General features: G+C 57.1%; 13 protein-coding genes. 7 read left to right on the top strand and 6 right to left on the bottom strand.

The window, feature by feature from the left end; translation table 11 throughout:
• Positions 1-3: 3 nt before the first annotated feature.
• The 7 genes from ELE36_RS16680 to ELE36_RS16650 all read left to right on the top strand — a co-directional run bounded on the left by ELE36_RS16680 (position 4) and on the right by ELE36_RS16650 (position 7,096).
• Entirely contained in the window at positions 4-531 is a 528-nt protein-coding gene (locus tag ELE36_RS16680; RefSeq protein WP_129835280.1) for a DUF4398 domain-containing protein, read from the top strand.
• The gene (locus ELE36_RS16675; protein ID WP_129835278.1) at positions 528-1,481 is read left to right on the top strand and encodes an OmpA family protein; all 954 of its coding nucleotides are present in this window, start codon (positions 528-530) and stop codon (positions 1,479-1,481) included. The genes ELE36_RS16680 and ELE36_RS16675 overlap by 4 nt, the downstream gene beginning before the upstream one ends.
• Before the next feature lie 164 nt (positions 1,482-1,645).
• Positions 1,646-2,435, top strand: a protein-coding gene (locus tag ELE36_RS16670) for an IS5 family transposase (RefSeq protein WP_129835276.1) whose coding sequence is annotated in 2 segments (ribosomal slippage) — positions 1,646-1,908 and positions 1,907-2,435 — 792 coding nt in all. Because the reading frame shifts where the segments join, the coding sequence is not laid out codon by codon here.
• 593 nt (positions 2,436-3,028) lie between these two features.
• Entirely contained in the window at positions 3,029-3,247 is a 219-nt protein-coding gene (locus ELE36_RS16665) for an HP1242/YdcH family protein (RefSeq protein ID WP_129835274.1), read from the top strand.
• Positions 3,248-3,495: 248 nt separating this feature from the next.
• On the top strand, positions 3,496-4,866 hold the full coding sequence (locus ELE36_RS16660; protein ID WP_129835272.1) for a pyridoxal-phosphate dependent enzyme: 1,371 nt from the start codon (positions 3,496-3,498) through the stop codon (positions 4,864-4,866).
• A gap of 29 nt (positions 4,867-4,895) precedes the next feature.
• Entirely contained in the window at positions 4,896-5,933 is a 1,038-nt protein-coding gene (locus ELE36_RS16655) for a phytanoyl-CoA dioxygenase family protein (protein ID WP_129835271.1), read from the top strand.
• A complete protein-coding gene (locus ELE36_RS16650) occupies positions 5,930-7,096 on the top strand; it encodes a trans-sulfuration enzyme family protein (RefSeq protein WP_129835269.1) in 1,167 nt (388 codons plus the stop codon). The genes ELE36_RS16655 and ELE36_RS16650 overlap by 4 nt, the downstream gene beginning before the upstream one ends.
• A 10-nt stretch (positions 7,097-7,106) precedes the next feature.
• Here ELE36_RS16650 and ELE36_RS16645 read toward each other — a convergent pair whose 3' ends face one another.
• The 6 genes from ELE36_RS16645 to ELE36_RS16620 all read right to left on the bottom strand — a co-directional run bounded on the left by ELE36_RS16645 (position 7,107) and on the right by ELE36_RS16620 (position 18,415).
• Positions 7,107-8,111 (bottom strand): glycosyltransferase, encoded by a 1,005-nt coding sequence (locus ELE36_RS16645; RefSeq protein WP_129835267.1) that lies wholly within the window; start codon positions 8,109-8,111, stop codon positions 7,107-7,109.
• A gap of 39 nt (positions 8,112-8,150) precedes the next feature.
• On the bottom strand, positions 8,151-11,267 hold the full coding sequence (locus ELE36_RS16640; protein WP_129835265.1) for a glycosyltransferase: 3,117 nt from the start codon (positions 11,265-11,267) through the stop codon (positions 8,151-8,153).
• 191 nt (positions 11,268-11,458) lie between these two features.
• Positions 11,459-13,300 (bottom strand): hypothetical protein, encoded by a 1,842-nt coding sequence (locus ELE36_RS16635; protein ID WP_129835263.1) that lies wholly within the window; start codon positions 13,298-13,300, stop codon positions 11,459-11,461.
• 228 nt (positions 13,301-13,528) lie between these two features.
• Positions 13,529-14,464: a class I SAM-dependent methyltransferase gene (locus ELE36_RS16630; protein ID WP_129835261.1), complete on the bottom strand. Its 936-nt coding sequence runs from the start codon at positions 14,462-14,464 to the stop codon at positions 13,529-13,531.
• 162 nt (positions 14,465-14,626) lie between these two features.
• Positions 14,627-16,900, bottom strand: a complete 2,274-nt coding sequence (locus ELE36_RS16625; protein ID WP_129835259.1) for a hypothetical protein — start codon at positions 16,898-16,900, stop codon at positions 14,627-14,629.
• 255 nt (positions 16,901-17,155) lie between these two features.
• Positions 17,156-18,415 carry a hypothetical protein gene (locus ELE36_RS16620; protein WP_129835257.1) on the bottom strand — a complete coding sequence of 420 codons (1,260 nt, stop codon included), beginning with the start codon at positions 18,413-18,415 and terminating at the stop codon, positions 17,156-17,158.
• Positions 18,416-18,497 lie beyond the last annotated feature (82 nt).

Genomic DNA, 18,497 nt, shown 5'->3' with positions numbered 1-18,497 from the left:
CCGTTGCAGACGACGGCAGGATCGGGAGTACCTCATGAGACCGGAAATATCTTTACGCCAATGCGCCATTGCCAAGGCCGCCGCAGGTTCGGACAATACCGTCATGTTGGCACCCCCTGTGCCGACGCCATGAAGCATATGCCACCTGTGAAAAAAATACTCTACCCTTGCTGCACATTTCTGCTGCTGACTTTGGTCGCATGCGAGCAGACCAAACCGCCGATTACCGATATGGACAACGCCGCGCGCTCGTTGCAGTCAGCGCGCGCCGCCGGTGCCGGGACCTATGCGCCGCTGGAAATACGCTTCGCCGAGGAGCGTCTGAATCAAGCGCGAATCGCGATGGACAAGCATGATTTTATTGCCGCTCAACGGGTTGCGGAAGAATCCAGCGTCACCAGCGATCTCGCGCGAACCAAGGTGCGATTGGCGAAGGTACGCGAACAGGTCGAAGCGCGCAGTCGCGAAAACACCCATTTGCGCGAGGATCTACTGGCGCCGACCACCACCGAGGAGGCGCCGCAACAATGAAAACATTCAACGCACGTCACCTTGCCTGTTTGAGTCTGCTGAGCCTTAATCTGGGCTTCGGCTCGATGGCGTTTGCCGCCAAGACCGACTTGGATTACCAGCGGCTGCGCGCCAGCCTGGACGAATTGCATAACGATCCAAGCCTCGGCTCATTTGCCACGGCCGAGCAGACTCTGGCACGCCAAGCGGTGGATGCCTTGCTGCTCGGCGGCGATGCAAAAACTCGCACTCACCTGATCTACATCGCCGAACGACGCATCGATATCGCGAGCGTGGCCGCGCAGACCGAAGCCGAGCAGACCAAGCTCACCCAGCTCGAACGCGAGCACGACAAAATCATGTTGCAGGCCAGCCAGCGCGAGGCTGCCACGGCACGAATGGATGCTGAAAAACAACGCATCATCGGGCTGGCTCAGGCTGAAGAAGCAGACCGCTTGCGTGCCGAAGCCGAAGTAAGTGCGCAAGAGGCTGAAGCATCGCGGCTTGAGGTCGATCAGGCGAAACGAGTCGCCAAAGCCAAGGACACTGAATCCAGCGCAGGACGCAAGGAAGCCGAGCTTGAGCTGGCTTTGATGCGCTCGCGTCTGGACAATCTGTTGATCACGCAAGGGCCGCGTGGCCCGCAAGTGCGGCTGGACGATCTCGCGTTCAGCGGCGGCGGACTCAAACCCGATGCGAAAAAGCATCTGCAGAAACTGGTGCAATTCGCTAACCAGAATGCCGGCAAGTCGATTCGCATTGAAGGCTATGTCGACAACAAGACCGCAGCTTCCGTCGCGCAAAAACGCGCCGAATCGGTGCGCGATGCGCTAGTCGGCGCGGGTGTCGCGGCCTCGCGCATGAGCGTATCCGGCATGGGTGCTGAACAACCGCTGGTGGCAAACGATAGCGATGAGCATCGCGCGCAGAATCGGCGCGTATTGGTCATTGCTGAAAATAACGGTGGCTGAAAAGTGCGATAGGCCCCAATTTAGTCTTGAAATGCTCTACATCTATTTAGCCATCTTGCTTGCAACGACCTCGCTAATGGTCGACATCGCGGCAGCACATAGTAATGCCCTAAGAGCCTGTTCAAAGTCTCAATCTATGAGACCGGCGTGCTGATACTGGCGGAATGAGATCAACCTATCCGAGTGACATCAGTCGCGCCCAGTTTGAGCAAATTCATCCTTTGCTGGAAAGCGCACGCAAGAAGACCAGCCCGCGTCGGGTGGATCTGTACGAGGTATTTTGCGCGGTCCGCTACCTCCTCAAAAGCGGCTGCCAGTGGCGCATGCTGCCCACGGAGTTTCCGAAATGGCGAACGGTGCATTCGTACTTTTCGATCTGGAGCGAGCCTGACGAGAACGGCATCAGCCTGCTGGAGCGGGCGTTAAAAAAATCAGGTGGGCGCGGTGCGTATCAAGCAGGGGCGCAACGCCATGACGAGCTTCTTGATCGTTGATGCACAAAGCGTAAAGAACACCGACACGGCGACGCATAAGGGCTACGATGCCGGCAAGAAGGTCTCGGGGATCAAGCGGCATATTGCCGTGGATACGCAGGGACTGCCTCACGCTATTGCGGTGACTACAGCGGAAGTCACCGATCGCAAGGGCGCCTTGCAGGCGATGGATCGATGTCAGGCAAACCTACATCGGGTACAAAGTGTCCTAGCGGATGGCGGCTACGTCGGCCAGCCCTTTGCCGAAGCGGTCCAAGGCGCCATCGGTGCCACCGTGCAGATCGCCCAACGCAATGAATTGCATACCTTCGCCGTTATCCCGAAGCGGTGGGTGGTCGAGCGCTCCTTCGCCTGGTTGGAGAAATGCCGACGACTCTGGAAGAACTGCGAGCGCAAGCTCAATACCAGCCTCCAGTTCATTCACCTTGCCTTCCTCACGCTACTGCTCAAAAGACTTTGAACAGGTTCTAAAGGCGCACCGTTCGGGTGGGCGAGCTTCGGGCGTGGCTCTATTTCCAGGGCTTCTCTTCATCCCAGCACTTGGCACCGTTTTGGCTCGGTTCCTAGAGGGATCGCGTCCAGGCTTGTCACTATGGCTAGTGGGTGTTCCGGCTAGCATTGCACTATTGGCGGCAACGAGCTTCGCAATTCATTCCGTCCACGCACTTCGCCATGCGCGTCGTGGTGCCTAACAATTCACTGCTGGATGACAATAACGGTTTTATTCGGCGCTAAAGCTGCGTCCAAGCGACTGTTTTGTAAAAATATTGTTGTTCGACGGTAAGCGCTTGCGAGCGCGCGGACAACGGAGTAGGTTCATCGTGGCGCGGGCTTGATCCTGCTTCCCGCGATCCGAAACGAGTCCATGACCGAACCAGCGAAACTGCAAGAAAACCACTCGCCGCAATGGCTGAGCAAGGTGCGGATCGAAAGCATAATTCGCCGCGATTCCGGTCGCTCGAAAACAACTAGATGCCAAGTGCTGCGCGTGCGACTAGCGCAGTGTTTGCGCGTGCCTGACGTTTGGCAATATTTATCACAGAGGGTTCAGCAATGTTTGAAGATCAACAGACCGAAATCGAACCGTTGATGAAGAGCAATACCGAATTTCGCACGCTTTATCACCGCCATAAGGATCTGGATAACAAGGCGCGTGACGCCGATCTCGGCGTGCTGCCGATTGACGCTACGACGCTGCACAACATGAAGAAAGAAAAGCTCATCACCAAGCAGCGCTTATTGAATCTGTGGGCGTTGTACCGACCGCTGTGACTTGCGCGATCTGTTAGCGCTGACCGACGCCCGCTCGCGGATATTCATCGCGCAAAGAAGCGTTTTGCGAAGCAGACGAATGACGCCATCGCCCGTGCTCATCGCCGTGCCTGTCAATCGGCGGTTTTGTGTGCGCGCGCCAACGCGCCGCCGTGCTCAGGTATCATGCCGCACACTATTCAACGCCAGACCCGCCACGCCGCCGCAATCGCGAGCAGCGCTGGTGTGTGGCACGCGCCGGAATTCGCATGACTATTCATCAAAGCGTACTCGAACTGATCGGCAACACGCCGATCGTGCAGGCCCAGCAGCTGGACACCGGATTGTGCGAGCTGTTCTTCAAGCTCGAAAACAATAATCCGGGCGGCTCGATCAAGGATCGCATCGGCATGTCGATGATCGGCGGCGCCGAAGCGGCAGGCTTGATCAAGCCGGGCGATACGCTGGTCGAAGGCACCGCCGGCAATACCGGCATCGGCCTCGCCCTGGTCGCGCAGCAGAAGGGCTACAAGCTGATTCTGGTCGTGCCGGACAAGATGAGCCGCGAGAAAATTTTCAACCTCAAGGCGATGGGCGCGGAAGTTGTGCTGACGCGCTCGGATGTTGCCAAGGGGCATCCGCAGTATTACCAGGATCTGGCCGAACGCATTGCGCGCGAAACGCCCGGCGCGTACTTCATCAACCAGTTCGGCAATCCCGATAATCCGCGTGCGCACGAGCAGGTAACCGGCCCGGAAATTCTGGCGCAGATGGAAGGCAAGCTCGACGCGATCGTGTTCGGTTGCGGATCGAGCGGCACGATGAGCGGACTGTCGCGCTGTTTCGCCGAACACGCGCCGAATGTCGAGATGATCCTCGCCGATCCGGTCGGTTCGATCCTTACGCAATACATCAACGAAGGCACGTTGTCGACCAAGTCTGCGAGCTGGATGGTGGAAGGCATCGGCGAAGATTTCCTGCCGCCGATCAGCGACTTCACGCGCGTCAAAAAAGCCTACGCGATTACCGACAAGGAAAGTTTTCTCGCCGGCCGCGAGCTTCTGGCGAAGGAAGGTATTCTCGGTGGATCGTCGTCCGGCACCTTGCTCGCCGCCGCGCTGAAATATTGCCGCGAACAGACCACAGCAAAACGCGTGCTGATGTTCGTCTGCGACACCGGCAACAAATATCTGTCGAAGATGTATAACGATTACTGGATGCTCGACAACGGCTTTATCGAGCGCGAAACGTATGGCGATCTGCGCGACCTGATTTTGCGCCCCTACTCACAGCGCGACACCGTTGTGGTCGGCCCGGGCGAGCCGCTCACCACGGCGTACCAGCGCATGAAACTGTATGACGTTTCGCAGCTGCCAGTGATGGATGGCGACCAGATTGTCGGCATCATCGACGAGTCGGATTTGCTGTTGCATGTTTATGGCGACGAATCGCGGTTCCGCGATCCGGTGTCCACCGCGATGGTCAGCACGTTGAAAAAGCTCGATGTGAAATCGGCGATCGAATCATTGCTGCCGGTATTCGACGCCGGCCACGTCGCGATCGTTAGCGACGGCGAACGATTCCTTGGCTTGATCACACGCATCGACCTGCTGAACTATTTGCGTCGGCGCGTACAATAGTTGTTCGATTATTGGGGGAATCGCGTCGCATGAAATTCAGTCCTGTCACTCCGAGCCCGGCTGTCGATATCCGCGATATCCAGGTATTCCGTGCCGAGAATTTTCCGCCGTCGAATCAGCTGCCGTGGCTGGATCGACCGGATTGGCGTGTGCAGGTCGAGTCGCTTTTGCAGCGCGGCGAAATCAGCACCGAGCAGGCCGAGTTGTGCAGCCATTGGGCTGAGAACGGTTATGTCATCGTGCCGAAAATGTTCTCGGATGCGATGCTGGACACGGCGTGGCGCCGCTACGAAAGCCTGATTGCGCAGCAGGTTTTGGTGCCGGTCGAGGATTACGATCCGAGCAGCGAAAACACCTTGCCTGGGCGTGTGCTGAATCCGCATTTCAAGGTGTCCGAGTTCGATGCGATCCTGCGCGATACTGCCGCTGCGGATCTGGTTTCGTTGCTGCTCGGTGTCACCAGTCTGCCGTTCCAGACTATTGCCGGACACAAGGGCAGCCAGCAGCTCGCGCACTCCGATTCGATCCACATGACCACGTATCCGCAAGGTTATCTCGTGGCGAACTGGATTGCGTTCGAGGACATCGCGCCGGACTCCGGCCCGCTCGAATTTTATCCGGGCAGCCATCGCTTGCCGTACGTGTATACGCGCGAGTGCGGCATCGGTCTTGATGAAGGCCGCGCGAGTTACATGTCGTATCACACGAAATACGAAACGCGCGTGCAGCGCGATATCGCCGAAAACGGACTCGCGCCATCGTACTTTCATGCCAACAAAGGCGACGTGTTTTTCTGGCATGCCAACTTGCTGCACGGCGGTTCGCGCATCAAGAACATGCGCAGTTCGCGGCGTGCGCTGGTCTGCCATTATTTTGCCGAAGGCTGCGTCTGTTACCACGACTACACCGGCTCACCGAATCATCTGCTCGAATTTCCGCTGCTGGAACGCGCGCAATTCAACGGAGCGGATTATCTGCGTTTGAATCCCGATGTCGCGGCGGCAGGCGTTGATGCTTATACCCATTATCTGGAATTTGGTTTTCGCGAAAAAAGGCGTGTCCGATGAAAAAACAATCCAAGAATTCTGCGCATGGTCTCGGTACGCGTGCGATCCACGCCGGGCAAAGTCCCGATCCGTCGACCGGCGCGATCATGACCCCGATCTACGCCACCTCGACGTATGTGCAATCGAGTCCCGGTGTGCATCAGGGTTACGAATATTCGCGCACGCAAAATCCAACACGCATGGCGTATGAGCGTTGCGTCGCTGATCTCGAAGGCGGCAGCGCGGGTTTTGCCTTTGCCTCGGGTTTGGCGGGCGCGGCGACCGTGCTCGATCTGCTCGATGCTGGTGATCACATCATTGCGATGGACGATCTGTATGGCGGCACTTACCGCTTGTTCGAGCGTGTACGCAAACGCAGCGCCGGGCTAGATTTCAGCTTCATCGATCTGAACGATCGTGCGGCCTTGAAAGCCGCGCTGAAACCGAATACGCGCATGATCTGGGCGGAGACGCCGACCAATCCGATGCTCAAGCTGGTCGATCTGAAAATGCTTGGCGAGTTCGCAAAAAAACACGGCCTGATTCTTGTCGTCGACAACACCTTCTGCTCGCCGATGCTGCAGCGGCCGATCGAACACGGCGCGCATCTGGTGCTGCATTCGGCGACCAAATATCTCAACGGACATTCCGACATGGTCGGCGGCATCGTGGTTGCCAACGATCAGGAAATGGCCGAGCGCATGGGCTTCTTGCAGAACTCGGTCGGCGCTGTAGGCGGGCCGTTTGATTCGTTCCTCGCGATGCGCGGCCTCAAAACCTTGCACCTGCGCATGCGCGCACATTGTGCTGGCGCGGGCGAACTCGCGAGCTGGCTGGAGAAACATCCGGCGATCGAAAAAGTGATTTATCCGGGCCTCAAATCGCATCCGCAACACGCGCTGGCAAAACGCCAGATGGATGGTTTTGGCGGCATCATCAGCGCCGAGGTAAAGGGCGGGTTGAAAAAATCACGGCGCATGCTCGAGCGTTGCCACTTGTTCGCGCTGGCCGAATCGCTCGGCGGCGTCGAGAGCTTGATCGAGCATCCGGCAATCATGACGCACGCATCCGTGCCGGCCGCAAACCGCAAGCGTCTGGGCATCAGCGATGGACTGATCCGGCTTTCGGTGGGTGTCGAGGATATCGCCGATCTGCGCGCCGAACTGGATGCCGCGCTGAGCTGATCACGCTCAGTCAGCCCAGTTTGCGCCAAAGCTCGAACCACGCGCGTCGCACATAATCGCGCTCGTAAAAACGCGGTTCCACCCACCGCGAAAAATCGCTGGCTGGTACTCTTCGTGCAGCGCGTATCAGCGCGCGTTTTTTGCGCATCGCCGGCACGCCGCGGCATGCATCGCGATACAGGCGCCACAGCACGCGCATGCGACCGCGGCGCAGATGGCGCAGACAGATACCGGCGTGCAGCACGACGAACCACGGCAGCGATCGCAGCAACCATCCCGGCGGTGCGTTCTTGATCAGCCACCACAAAGAATTGCGGATGCCGTGATACAACACAAAATCGCTGCCGGCGCCGCCCGACGATAACGAGCCGCTGTGATACACCAGCGCATCGGTCGCGTAGGCCGGCTGATAACCGAGCCAGCGCGCGCGAAGCACGAGGTCGGTATCTTCGGCGTAGCAAAAAAAATCGGTGTCGAAATATTCGCCATGCGTACTGTGCAGATCTTCCAGCAGGCGGCGTGACAGTAACGCACAGCCGCCGGTCGGGCCGAGCAGGATTTCATCCTCGCGCTTGCGGTTCGAGGCAAGCGTTGATCGATACAAGGTGATGCCGAGGCTGTCGATCGCATCGTCGTCGGGGCGCAGCAAACGTGCCGCGATCATTTCGCAACGTGTGGCCGGATTCAGCAAACGCTGCATCGCTGGCAGAAATCCCGCGATCGGTCGTGTATCGCTATTGAGCAAAAGCACGCTGTCGATGCGCGCATCGCGCAGTGCACGTTCGAGCAGCAGATTCATGCCGCCGGCAAAACCGAGATTGCTCGCGCTGATTTCAATTTCGATTTGATCCGCGTGCAACGTGGCGTATTCGATCAGCGTATTTTTGTCGCTATCGCCCGAGCCGTTTTCCAACAACAACACGCGCGTGCCGGCATCGATTTGCGCGAGCAAGGCATCCAGGCAGGTGATGCATGCCTGCGCTGTGCGATAGTTGATGATCAGTACGGCGAGCACGCGCGGCTGGTCAAATTCGCGCGTAGTAAATTGCCGCGATCACGGCAACTCTTGGGCATAACCCGCATCGGGATGGAAGGTGTTGCTCAGCGACAATTGCGGGTTGTAATAGGGGTCGCCGCGTTCGAGGATCGCGGCGTGACGCTTCTGCATGTAGCGCACTTCGTTGCTGAAACGCGCCTGTTTTTCCGGCGTATCTTCGTAACCGCGCGATTTCGATTCGTAATGATGCAGCAACGCATACGGCGTGTAGACGATCAGATAACCAGCCTCGCGCACACGCAGGCAATAGTCGACGTCGTTGAAGGCGATCTTGAGTTCGTTCTCGTTGAGGCCACCGAGCTGCTCGAACACATCGCGTCGTGTCATTGCGCACGCAAACGTGACCGCGCTGAGATTCTGCACAAGCTGCGCGCGTGCGAAATAGCCCGGATGATCGCCCGGCAAGAACAGATGCGCGTGACCGGCCACGCCGCCCGGGCCGACCAGTACCCCGGCATGCTGGATCGTGCCGTCTTCATACAGCAGGCGCGCGCCGACCACGCCGACTTCGGGCCGCTGCGAATGCTCGAGCATCGAATCCAGCCATTCTTCGCCGATGACTTCGGTGTCGTTGTTGAGCAGCAGAATGTGTTCGCCGCGCGCGTGGGTTACTCCGAAATTGTTGATCGCCGAATAATTGAACGGCGCGTCGTAGCGCAACACGCGCACTCTTGGATCGCGCTGTTGCAGGCTGCCGATCGTCGCGAGTGTGGCCGGCTCGACACTGCCGTTGTCGATGCAGAGAATCTCAAAATTCTGGTAGCGCGTTTTTTCCAGGATCGACGAGACGCAGGCATCCAGCAGCTTGGGCTGTTCGCGAAACGGAATCAGAATACTGACCAGCGGATTGCCGAGTATCGTGCGGCGCACGCGGAACGTATTCGGGTACGGGCCGAGTTCCACGGCGCAGTCGATGCCACGTCGCTGCATCGATTCGATCAGCGCATTCTTGCCGGCTTCGGTGGTCTTCGGTTTGGCCGTGCTGGTGCTGGCGGTGGAGCCTTCGATTTTGCGCCAGTGGTATAGCACTTTCGGAATGTGCACGATGCGGTCACTGCGTTCGGTCGCGCGCAGCAGCAGGTCGTAATCCTGCGCGCCATCGAAGCCATCGCGGAAATCGCCGATGCTGGCGAGATGCGCGCGCCGAATCACGGCGAAATGGCAGATATAGTTGATCGAGAAAAAATAGTCGGGGTTGTAGTCGGATTTGCAATGCACTTCGACGTGCGCGCCGTTTTCCTCGAGCTTGTCCTCGTCGGAATAAATCACGTCGGGCTGCTCGGCGACGATGCGCTGCGCGACTTCGAGCAGCGCATCGCGCGTGAGTTCGTCGTCGTTGTCGAGCAGGCCGATATATTCGCCGCTGGCCAATTTCAATGCTGCATTCGAGCAGCCGGCGATGCCGAGATTTTTCTTCAGCTTGACCATGCGAATGCGCTTGTCGCCGAGCGCGGCGATCTCACGCAAGGCCGCGCGCGTATCGGCATTGGTCGATGCATCGTCGGCGATACACAATTCCCAGTGCGGGTAAAATTGTCGCTGCACGGATTCCACCGCAAGCAGCAGCCAGCGTCGCTCGACGTTGTAGACCGGCATCACGATCGAAATCAGCGGTCGTGATGGCAGCGCATTGATGATCGTCTCCGCGCGTGTGTTGTCCATGCGCGGCACAGCGTTGACGTTCGCTGACGGCTGACGGATTTCTCGCGTCTTCTGATACAACTGATACGACAAGGTATTGCGCGTCAGCCATGGCGCACGGCGATGCAGCCACAACACCAGCGCGCGCTTGCGTGCCGGGCTCACACCGGACAGTGCATAGAACGATCGATACAGCTGTTGCTCGGTGGCATACGACAGCCGTAGCGGCAGCAATTCGCCGAGTTTTCGTAGTGGCGCCGACAAACGCCACGCCAGCGAGTTTTGCATCGCATGAATGCCCCCCTGCAGCGTTTGGATGTGGCTGCTGAGTTGTGCGATCTGCGACTGCAGGTTGGCGTGGTGCGCATCTCCCAGATCGGCGCGACGGCGCTGCTGTTGTTCGCCCGCCAAGGCTTGCGCGATGCGGTGTTGTCGTTCTTCATGGCGCAGCTTTTCATCCATCAGCAATTGCGCTGTGAGCTCCTGCTGTCGCGCGAATTCCGCGTGCAGCTGAGTCAGTTGCAAATCGTGTACGGAAGAAATATCCGCCTGCAGTTGTGCAAGTTGTTTCTTCTGATTGGTCGTCTCGACTATTGCGTTACGTTGCGCCTCAGCGTTCGCTTGCGCGCGCGCGTGGCGAATCGCGATTTCATATTCGGCGAGTACGGCATCGATTCCGTCATTGATCGGAAAATCCTCGACCTGCACCGCGCCGTTGGCGGCAGTTTGTACTTCGAGCCACGCATGCAACGCGGCCTGCTGTGTGCTCAACGGCGTGTGCGATATCGCGTGGCTACGGTGCAAATTTGTGTCGATGAACGCCTGCACCTGCTGCTGATCGGCGGCGTGCAAGCCAGCCACACCAAGGTCGCGCAGCGCGACAAAGATACGCGTGCATTCGCTCAGCGGATCGGTCAGCAGACGCTCGTAGGAAACGAATAACGCAGTTTTTCCGCGCAACGCTGTCAGCGTGCTAAGCAGATATTTTTCCCACAGCGCGAGCAGGAAATGCGTGGAATACGCACCGCGTGGTCCGTGCAAAAGTGAGGCGGCGACTTCACCCGGATTGCGCACCGCGATCACATGCACCGGCGATTGCAGCAACGACTGCCACAGCGGCAACAGCAGGCACAGGCGCGGATCCTTCAACAGCCACGGCGGGTGTGCATCGAGTTCGGCGACGATCGGGCGCAGTCGATCCCGCAGTTGCGTCTGCGCCGCGATCGGCGTGGCTTCGGCGCGGAAGTTGGCCAGCGTATCCCAGTGATTGCCGGTGGCCAGCAGAAAGTCGTGATGTGCAAGGGTGACGTCCTGGCGCTCCCAGTATCCGGTCGGATTGTCGGTCGGATGCTGCGCAAGCAGGGCGTGCTCTTCACCGATCCACGCGCCCATCAAACCGATCACGCGTGCGATGGCCGAGGTTCCCGAGCGATGCATGCCGAGCAGCAGGATTTGGTTTGTATTGACGTTCATGGACAGACGATTTCCGGATGGGATTGCCGCGTATCGCGATGACACATCGACAGATTATCGTTGCAGTATAACGGCGCGCGGCTTGCCAATGTAGGCGAACGGATACCTGGTTGCGGCGATTGGAATGAAATCTCGAATCGACCGCGAATGAGGCAAACGGCGCGTCGAGAAAATGACGCGCGTGATACCGCTCAGTTCTCGAATCCGTTGCGGAAAATTCCATCGCGCGCACCGATCACGATCACACCACCTGCGTATTGGCTGACGCTATTTACACCGTCGTCCGCGACCACGAGAACGTGGTAGGTGCCGTATTGAATGGCGGACGAACCGGGCCAGACAAGTTGGCCGTTGCCGTTATTTGCGGCGACGCTGCCGATTGCAATCTCGTTGCCATTGCCGGGAGTGTTGTCGGGATCGAGATAGAGATTCAACGTCGCCGAGGTGTTGTCCGCATCCGCCAGATTCCACGTGAATGTATAACCCGGATTGGCTTGCGCGAATGGTGATAGCACGACCGAGTTCAATTGCACGTCGTAGCAACTAGCCGGAGTCGGTGTGCTGGTACAAGCGCTGGATACAGGAAATTCATGCGGGTCGAGACGAAGCAGGATTTTGCTTCCGGCCAGCCAAGTGCCACCAGCGGTATTGTCCAATTGCACCGTGGCCAGATCGGCCATGCAATATTCGCTGAGGCCGGTGTCGAGAACGATCGGTCCCGATGTCGTCAGGTTGGTGCCGTTGCTGCTCCAGAAAAAACGTGCGACAGAACCCAGACCCACATTGCGGGCGCCGGACACCTGCATCGTGAAACACAACGATCGATACAGTGTCGGATCGATCGTATGTCCACCTTGATTAAGGCGCAGATTCGGATCGTTATTGGTCGGACGCGCGGAGAATGTCCCGGCAGGATTGGTATAACTGACGTTGCTGAAATTGACGATGCTGAGAAAATCCGTCGCACTGAACACGCCACCGCTCGGTGGCGGACCCCACGAATTTCCGACCACTACCGAGGCAAAATTCTGCGCCTGCTCGCCGCGCACGCTCGGTGAGGTCAAGGCTATCTGGGCGGGGTTGTTGATACGAAACGTGGCGCTCGATGCGGTCGTGCTGTCGCCATTGCGCGTGACCTTGATCTGGTATTGTCCCGGCGCGAGAAAAGTCGTGTCTGCAAGATAGCTTGTACCGCTTGCGGCGGCGGCAAGGGTATAACTTACGGGAGCGCTGCCAATATCGAGCGCTTCGATCTTGTAGGTGCCGGTGTAGCCCGAGTCGGTCCATTGCACCGAGGTTTTCTGCGCCGTGGTGGCAGGCGCGGTGAGGCGAATCCAGTCGATGTCGTAACTCACGCCTGTGCCGTTCGCCGGGTCGATGCGCAGGCCGGTGATGCTCGCTTGATCGGTCCACTGGATGCCGGAGGTCGGCGCCGGATAGACATCGTTGATCATGTCGATCGTGACAGTGGTCCACTGGTTTGCGACCAGCGGGAAATAATGAGAGGCGCCATATGTGCCGGTGCTGTAACTGTTCGGCTCAAGCAGAAAATACAGGTTGACGTTTTGCGAAGCGGAGTGCACGCGCAGTTTGATCGTGACGTAGCGATAGTGCGACGTGGCGATCGGAAAATTCGCGCCGCGGCTCAGGTTGATCGAGCCACTGTAGCCCATGAACAAGGGATAGATACTGGCACCGTTGCCGGTCGTGGCACCGGAGAAAATGCCGGCGCTGAAAACTTGCGAGCTCATCAGGCCGGATTCTTCGGTGTCGATATCGACGGCATCGCTCATGTCCCACGCGTTGCCGAGCACCTGCGTGGCATAGTCGTCGCCAGCGGCAATCACGGTGGCGGCGCTGGGCTGGGTGACGCTGAGCGCGAGGGCGGGATTTGCCGAGATCAACACACCGATCACGCTCAATGCGAAAACGAGCCATGGTGCGGCTGCACGCGTTATTCTGCCTGGCGTACATCGCGGCGCCTGCGTCGACAACAGTAAACGCATGATGGGTGAGGTCGAATCATTGCTCATGAGTATTCGCCTTCGCGAAAAACGAATTCCAGTATACGCCTCGGCCATCTTTGCGATTCCGTGCACAGACGTAAATCATGCGATAGCGAGGGCGTCTGGTTTTAGCTGACGCGCGCGGCGTCAGCCAAGCGAATGTCGGCAGGCAGACGCCGATCGATGAAATCGCAAAAGTATCTTCTCGATCGTTACGCGTTTCGATGAAGGATCGCGTTTAGCAAAAACGCCGAATTACAGCTGTTTTTTGCCGAACAATACGCATGCTGAGGCGAGTTCGAGATTCTTCGCGACCGGCAACTCGGTGACAAACGGTGCGCCGAGAAATTTCGCGGGCGGCACAAGAAATTCTTCCAATCGCATATTCAGGAAATCTTCGCGCGTTTGGCCCTTCAGCCCTTCAGCCCAGCTTTGGATAATCCAGTTCAACGACCAGATCGGGCGCACGCTGTCGTAAACATCGATGCGATCAATATCGATTTCGTTGGCGAACAAGTTGCGCAAGCCGTGGTGGGTCATGTTGTAGTAATGGTGTGGATAACCATGATACGGCTGCAGGAACGCGGCGCAACAGATCAGCTCGCCGCCCGGTTTGAGGACGCGTTTTATTTCCGCGGCACAGCGAAACGGATCGGTGACATGTTCGAGTACCGCCAGCGAGATGACCGCATCGAAGGCGCCGTCAACGAACGGCAATACTTCGCCGACGCCGCGCACATCGGTGGAGTCGAAGGCGGCAATTTCGAAATTGACCACGTTGTCGTAATACGTCGAACGGTTGCCCGAGCCGCAATCAAGAATGAGCCCGTTCGGATGGCGTGCGATCAGGTCGAGCACATGCTGGTCATAACCGTTGCCGCTCACGATATCCGTATCGATGATATCGAACTGTGCGCGCAGTTCGGCGTTCAGGAAATCGAAGCACAATGGCGAGGTTACGCATGGCATATCGGTGCGCAACAGTGGCGCGATGGTTTCCAGCTTGCGCGCTTTTTCCCGCGCCACTTTTTCAGTCAGCTCCCGTGCGCGGGATTGGATCGGAACCAGCGCACGCTCCTCGCGTTTACCGAACATCAGATAATGCTGCATGCCGGATTCGAACTGCCCGTCGCGCACGGCGTTGGCAACATCGGGATTGGCAGCGAGGTAGAGTTCTTCAAATGAGGACATGTGGCAACGATCGAGATGAGTCAGTGATCTATCAAATAAGACGGACGGTTGCCGTATCGAAGCGCAGTTTGCGCCAGCGCTTTCAGCGTTCGAATATTGCCCCCGAGCAAATCATACCTTAAGCATCGCTTTGGCGAAGCTTGATCTGCTGTACCAAGTGAATCAAGGCGAACTATCGCCGTTCTGCGCATCGAATTTGAGATCGCGCACATAACTCCAGTCGCAGATCGTATTGCTGCCAGCGTGACCGGGGTCGATGCGGTATTCGATCTTGTCGCCGAGCTCCAGACTCACATCCTTGACTTCAAAGCGATGCGCGCCGCGATCTTGCGCCACGTGCCACGGATCAAGCTCGATGTGCAGCAACTGCGATTCGACATTCTCTCGCAGGCGAATCACGCTCATGCCGACGCCATCGGCGGTGTCGCAGGCGTGGTTGGTCAACGCTGAGGCTTGCACACCGAATTCGCCGGAGACGCGATATGTTGCCGCGGTCGGCGAGAAACGAAGATGGCCTGGCGCGTGGATGAACAGTGCCTTTTTCTCGTCATCAAGGATGATATCGCCCTCGCCATGTTTTTCGGTCGGCATCAAGTTGAAGCCAGGGTAGACAAAACTCGCGAGATCGACCGAGGTGTTGTCGGCGGTCAAGTGCAGATAGTCGCGTTGCTCGAATCCAACCTGCAAGTCATCCTCAAAAAACAGTCTCTGCCATGGGGTTTCCGGTTCGATGCGAAAGCCGAGCACCGGTGCAACCGGCATACTCAATTGCAGCGACACCCAATCCTGAGTGGAACTGATCAGGGGTGAGAGGACAAAACCCGATGCACCAGTTAGCCGCAGGAATCGATACGCATATTCACCTGCGGCGGTCGTTACCACGATCTTTAATGGAGGTTCGCGCAATAGTGCGGTGAAGATTTGCCCGAGCGGCGTGAGATCTACTTTGATGAAGGCGAGCGCTAATTGCTTCGATACGTTGTCGAGCGAAATCTGTTCGCCGAGTTTTTTATGCAGCCACGATGCCGGCGCTACAACCGGCAATGCGCGCGCGGTCTTATCGCGTTCAAGTAACAAGATGTCATGCTCCATAAATGCCGGTCGGTAGTGCTGCAAGAGAGCGATAAACGCGAGCGGATCCTCGCTCAGCGGCAGGTGGCCATCGATGGTTTGCAGTTGCATCACGACGAACGCTGGCGCTTGCGCGCCGAGCAACCATGTTTCGTTAAGACGTGCCAGATAAGGTGTGTATGCGGAATAACTTTGGAATACTGGACGTGGCGTGTAATTCAGATCGTTGCTCAGCAATATGCCTTGCGAGACCGTGAACATGTCCACACTCGACGCGCCGATGCGCTGTTTGATTCGCGGCAGTTCGGTATGCTTTTGCAACGCCTGCCATTCCATATCTCGCCGAGTTTGTAATTCCGGCAGATGCATCAGCGTATTCGCGTGCCAGCCGATTTCGGTCCACGCCTGCGGCCAGCGTGAAACCACGTCGTTGCCGTCGATCAGGGCGGGTGCGGTGCTGATCAAGATCAGCAGGATCAGACCGATTCGCATCGGTTTGATTGCCGCGGTGGGGCGGTAGCACAACAAACCAAACGGCATCACCGAGAAATAGGTGAAGAACCATGGCGCGTGATCAGCACGCGTGAAATTTGCGCGCCAAGTGAGAAATGCCGCCGCAAGATAAACCACCAGAATGACCAGTGTGGACGCATCGCGGCGGCAACGATAAGCAGCAAAAACACATAACGCACCAAGCATGACCATACAGGTTGCGCCGGTGATTCCGACCAGTGGCGGTGCGCTCATGCCCATCGCATTTCCGTAGCCGGCGGCAACCTCGAAACTCGTTCGCAGATAGAGTGGAAAATCACCGATATCCTGCGCGCAGGCAAGCCAAGTCAGCAGCAGCACAGCCGGGAAAACAACGACAATAAAAAGAGCGCGCCGCGTTGATCCGACAATCAGGCTGTCGGCCAGCAATACGAGCACACACAGGATCCACAGCGGAAAAAGGCTGAACTTGATTAGCGCAATCGAAGCGAAGATAACGGATAAAGTCGTGAGTAAAACCAGCGAGCGAAAATTCCCAATCGATGTGCGTGAATCAATCACGATGGTCGTGCCAAACAAAAATATCAACGCCCATGCCACATCGGCAGCGATCCACAGAAATGATGCGGTGTAGGCCGCAGCAAAAAAAGCGAACATAGCCAAGTGCGCACGACGCAGCAGGTAAGCGGTGATCGCCACAAATGCGGTGCTGAGTAAAACCTGTCCGGTGATGTAAGCGGACAGAATACCCGGTACATAACTCGTTCCGCCGTGCAGAAAGCCCAGTGGTCCGTAGGTAAAAACGATATCGCGCCCCCAGTGCAGGTGTCGCAATGCGGCCCATGCGAGGACTTCGGTCCAGGAAGAATCCATGCCGATATCTGGCGCTGCACCGAAGCGCAGGTTTTGCAGAAAAATGAACGCGCAGAACGCAACGATCACGAGCCAGCGAAGGATTGCGATGACTGATTTCGATCGGGATGGCGGGCGTTGGCTCAAGGTCATCGTAAGCTGAGTTTTTCAGTTGAAATCAGTGTTTCACGGATACATTTTCAGGCAACACAATCGTGACCTGGAGCACGTCTGTGTCCCGGCGATAACACGTTTTAGCATTGAATTCCGCGGTTGCTAATTTTTGCCGTTGAACAAACTCGACTCGACCAATGTCTTGCATTGTTCATTGGTCAAGCGTTCACCCCATTGCGAATCGGCACGTCCCTGAAAGTGAATCTGGAAAGTGAATTCGGGTTGCGCGAGGCATTCGATCACCTGTTTGCGCCAATCCATAAATGAATGATGCCACGGTGCGAAAAGTAAAAAATTGATCCATGCGCTTGCCAAAGCAGCCAGCACAAAAAAATAGCGCAAAGGCTGGTTGGAATTCAGGCTCTGAATCAATATCCAGCTGATCAGGATGAACGGATAAAAAAAGTACCGTGGTGCGGTGATGTACGGATCGATGGCGGGCAATGGTGCGCGCAGGATGGCTGACAAGATGCACAGCGGCAACGCGATGCAAAGCAAGACCATCACGAAATCGTAGCGGCGCAGCTTGGGCCAGCAGCACACCAGCAATACGAGCCCGAGCAGGATCGCGGCGCCAGCGATCATCGGGGTCATCGCCGGATCCAGCGACCAGTATTCGAACCAGCCGAAAAATTTTCCTGCCAGCAACGGAAGGCTGAAGCTGAGTTTGTCCCATTGCGGTGACTGCCGACTGAAGTGGATCGCCGCCGCTTGAATCCCCGCAACCAGGATGACGGCGCCCGCGATCACATTGTCTACTCGTGCGCGCGTGAAAAAAGTTCGCAACAAATAAATCGGCGAAAGAAAAATCACGAGGGGTGACGACAGCCCACCGAACACAATCAGAAACAATCGCGCTGAAAGTTTTTCGTCATTTTTTTCCCACAGCAGCGGTAAAAAAAGCAACAGCCCACCCCACCACAATGCATATTCCGACACTGCAAAAACTTCAGAGCCGGTGGGGATAAAAAGTACGCTGACCGCACACCAGGTTTTATGCCTGAGTTGGGTCGGACACAGGGCGATGGCCCATATCACGGAAATCGTGAACAGCATCGTCAGCCAGTAGCTGATCTCGGGAAACCAGCGAAACGATAGCGCCAATGAAAGCGTGTGGATGATTTTGGTCGGAGTGATGAAATAGCCGTTGACCGGATAAAAAAGCGTGAGCCAACCGTGTTCGATGTACTGGTTGAGAATGGTCGTGCCGTCTTCGACCCAGATATACGGATTCGAAAATTGATCGGGACGACGGAAAACAAGCACAGCGATCGTCAAGACCGCCAGCAGAAACCCGATGCGGATGCTATTTTTGCGGATTTCCAGATCGGCCGTGCTTTGCGACCGCACATCAAGAATCATGACTTACCTTGGTTGTTACATTTGGACGGTGTGCGTTTTTGCATTCATCGCTGGTGGTGGTCGATCACCAGTACAAGCGACG

Source organism: Pseudolysobacter antarcticus, from assembly GCF_004168365.1.
Taxonomy (GTDB): Bacteria; Pseudomonadota; Gammaproteobacteria; order Xanthomonadales; family Rhodanobacteraceae; genus Pseudolysobacter; species Pseudolysobacter antarcticus.
This window is presented reverse-complemented; position numbering and strand designations above follow the sequence as displayed.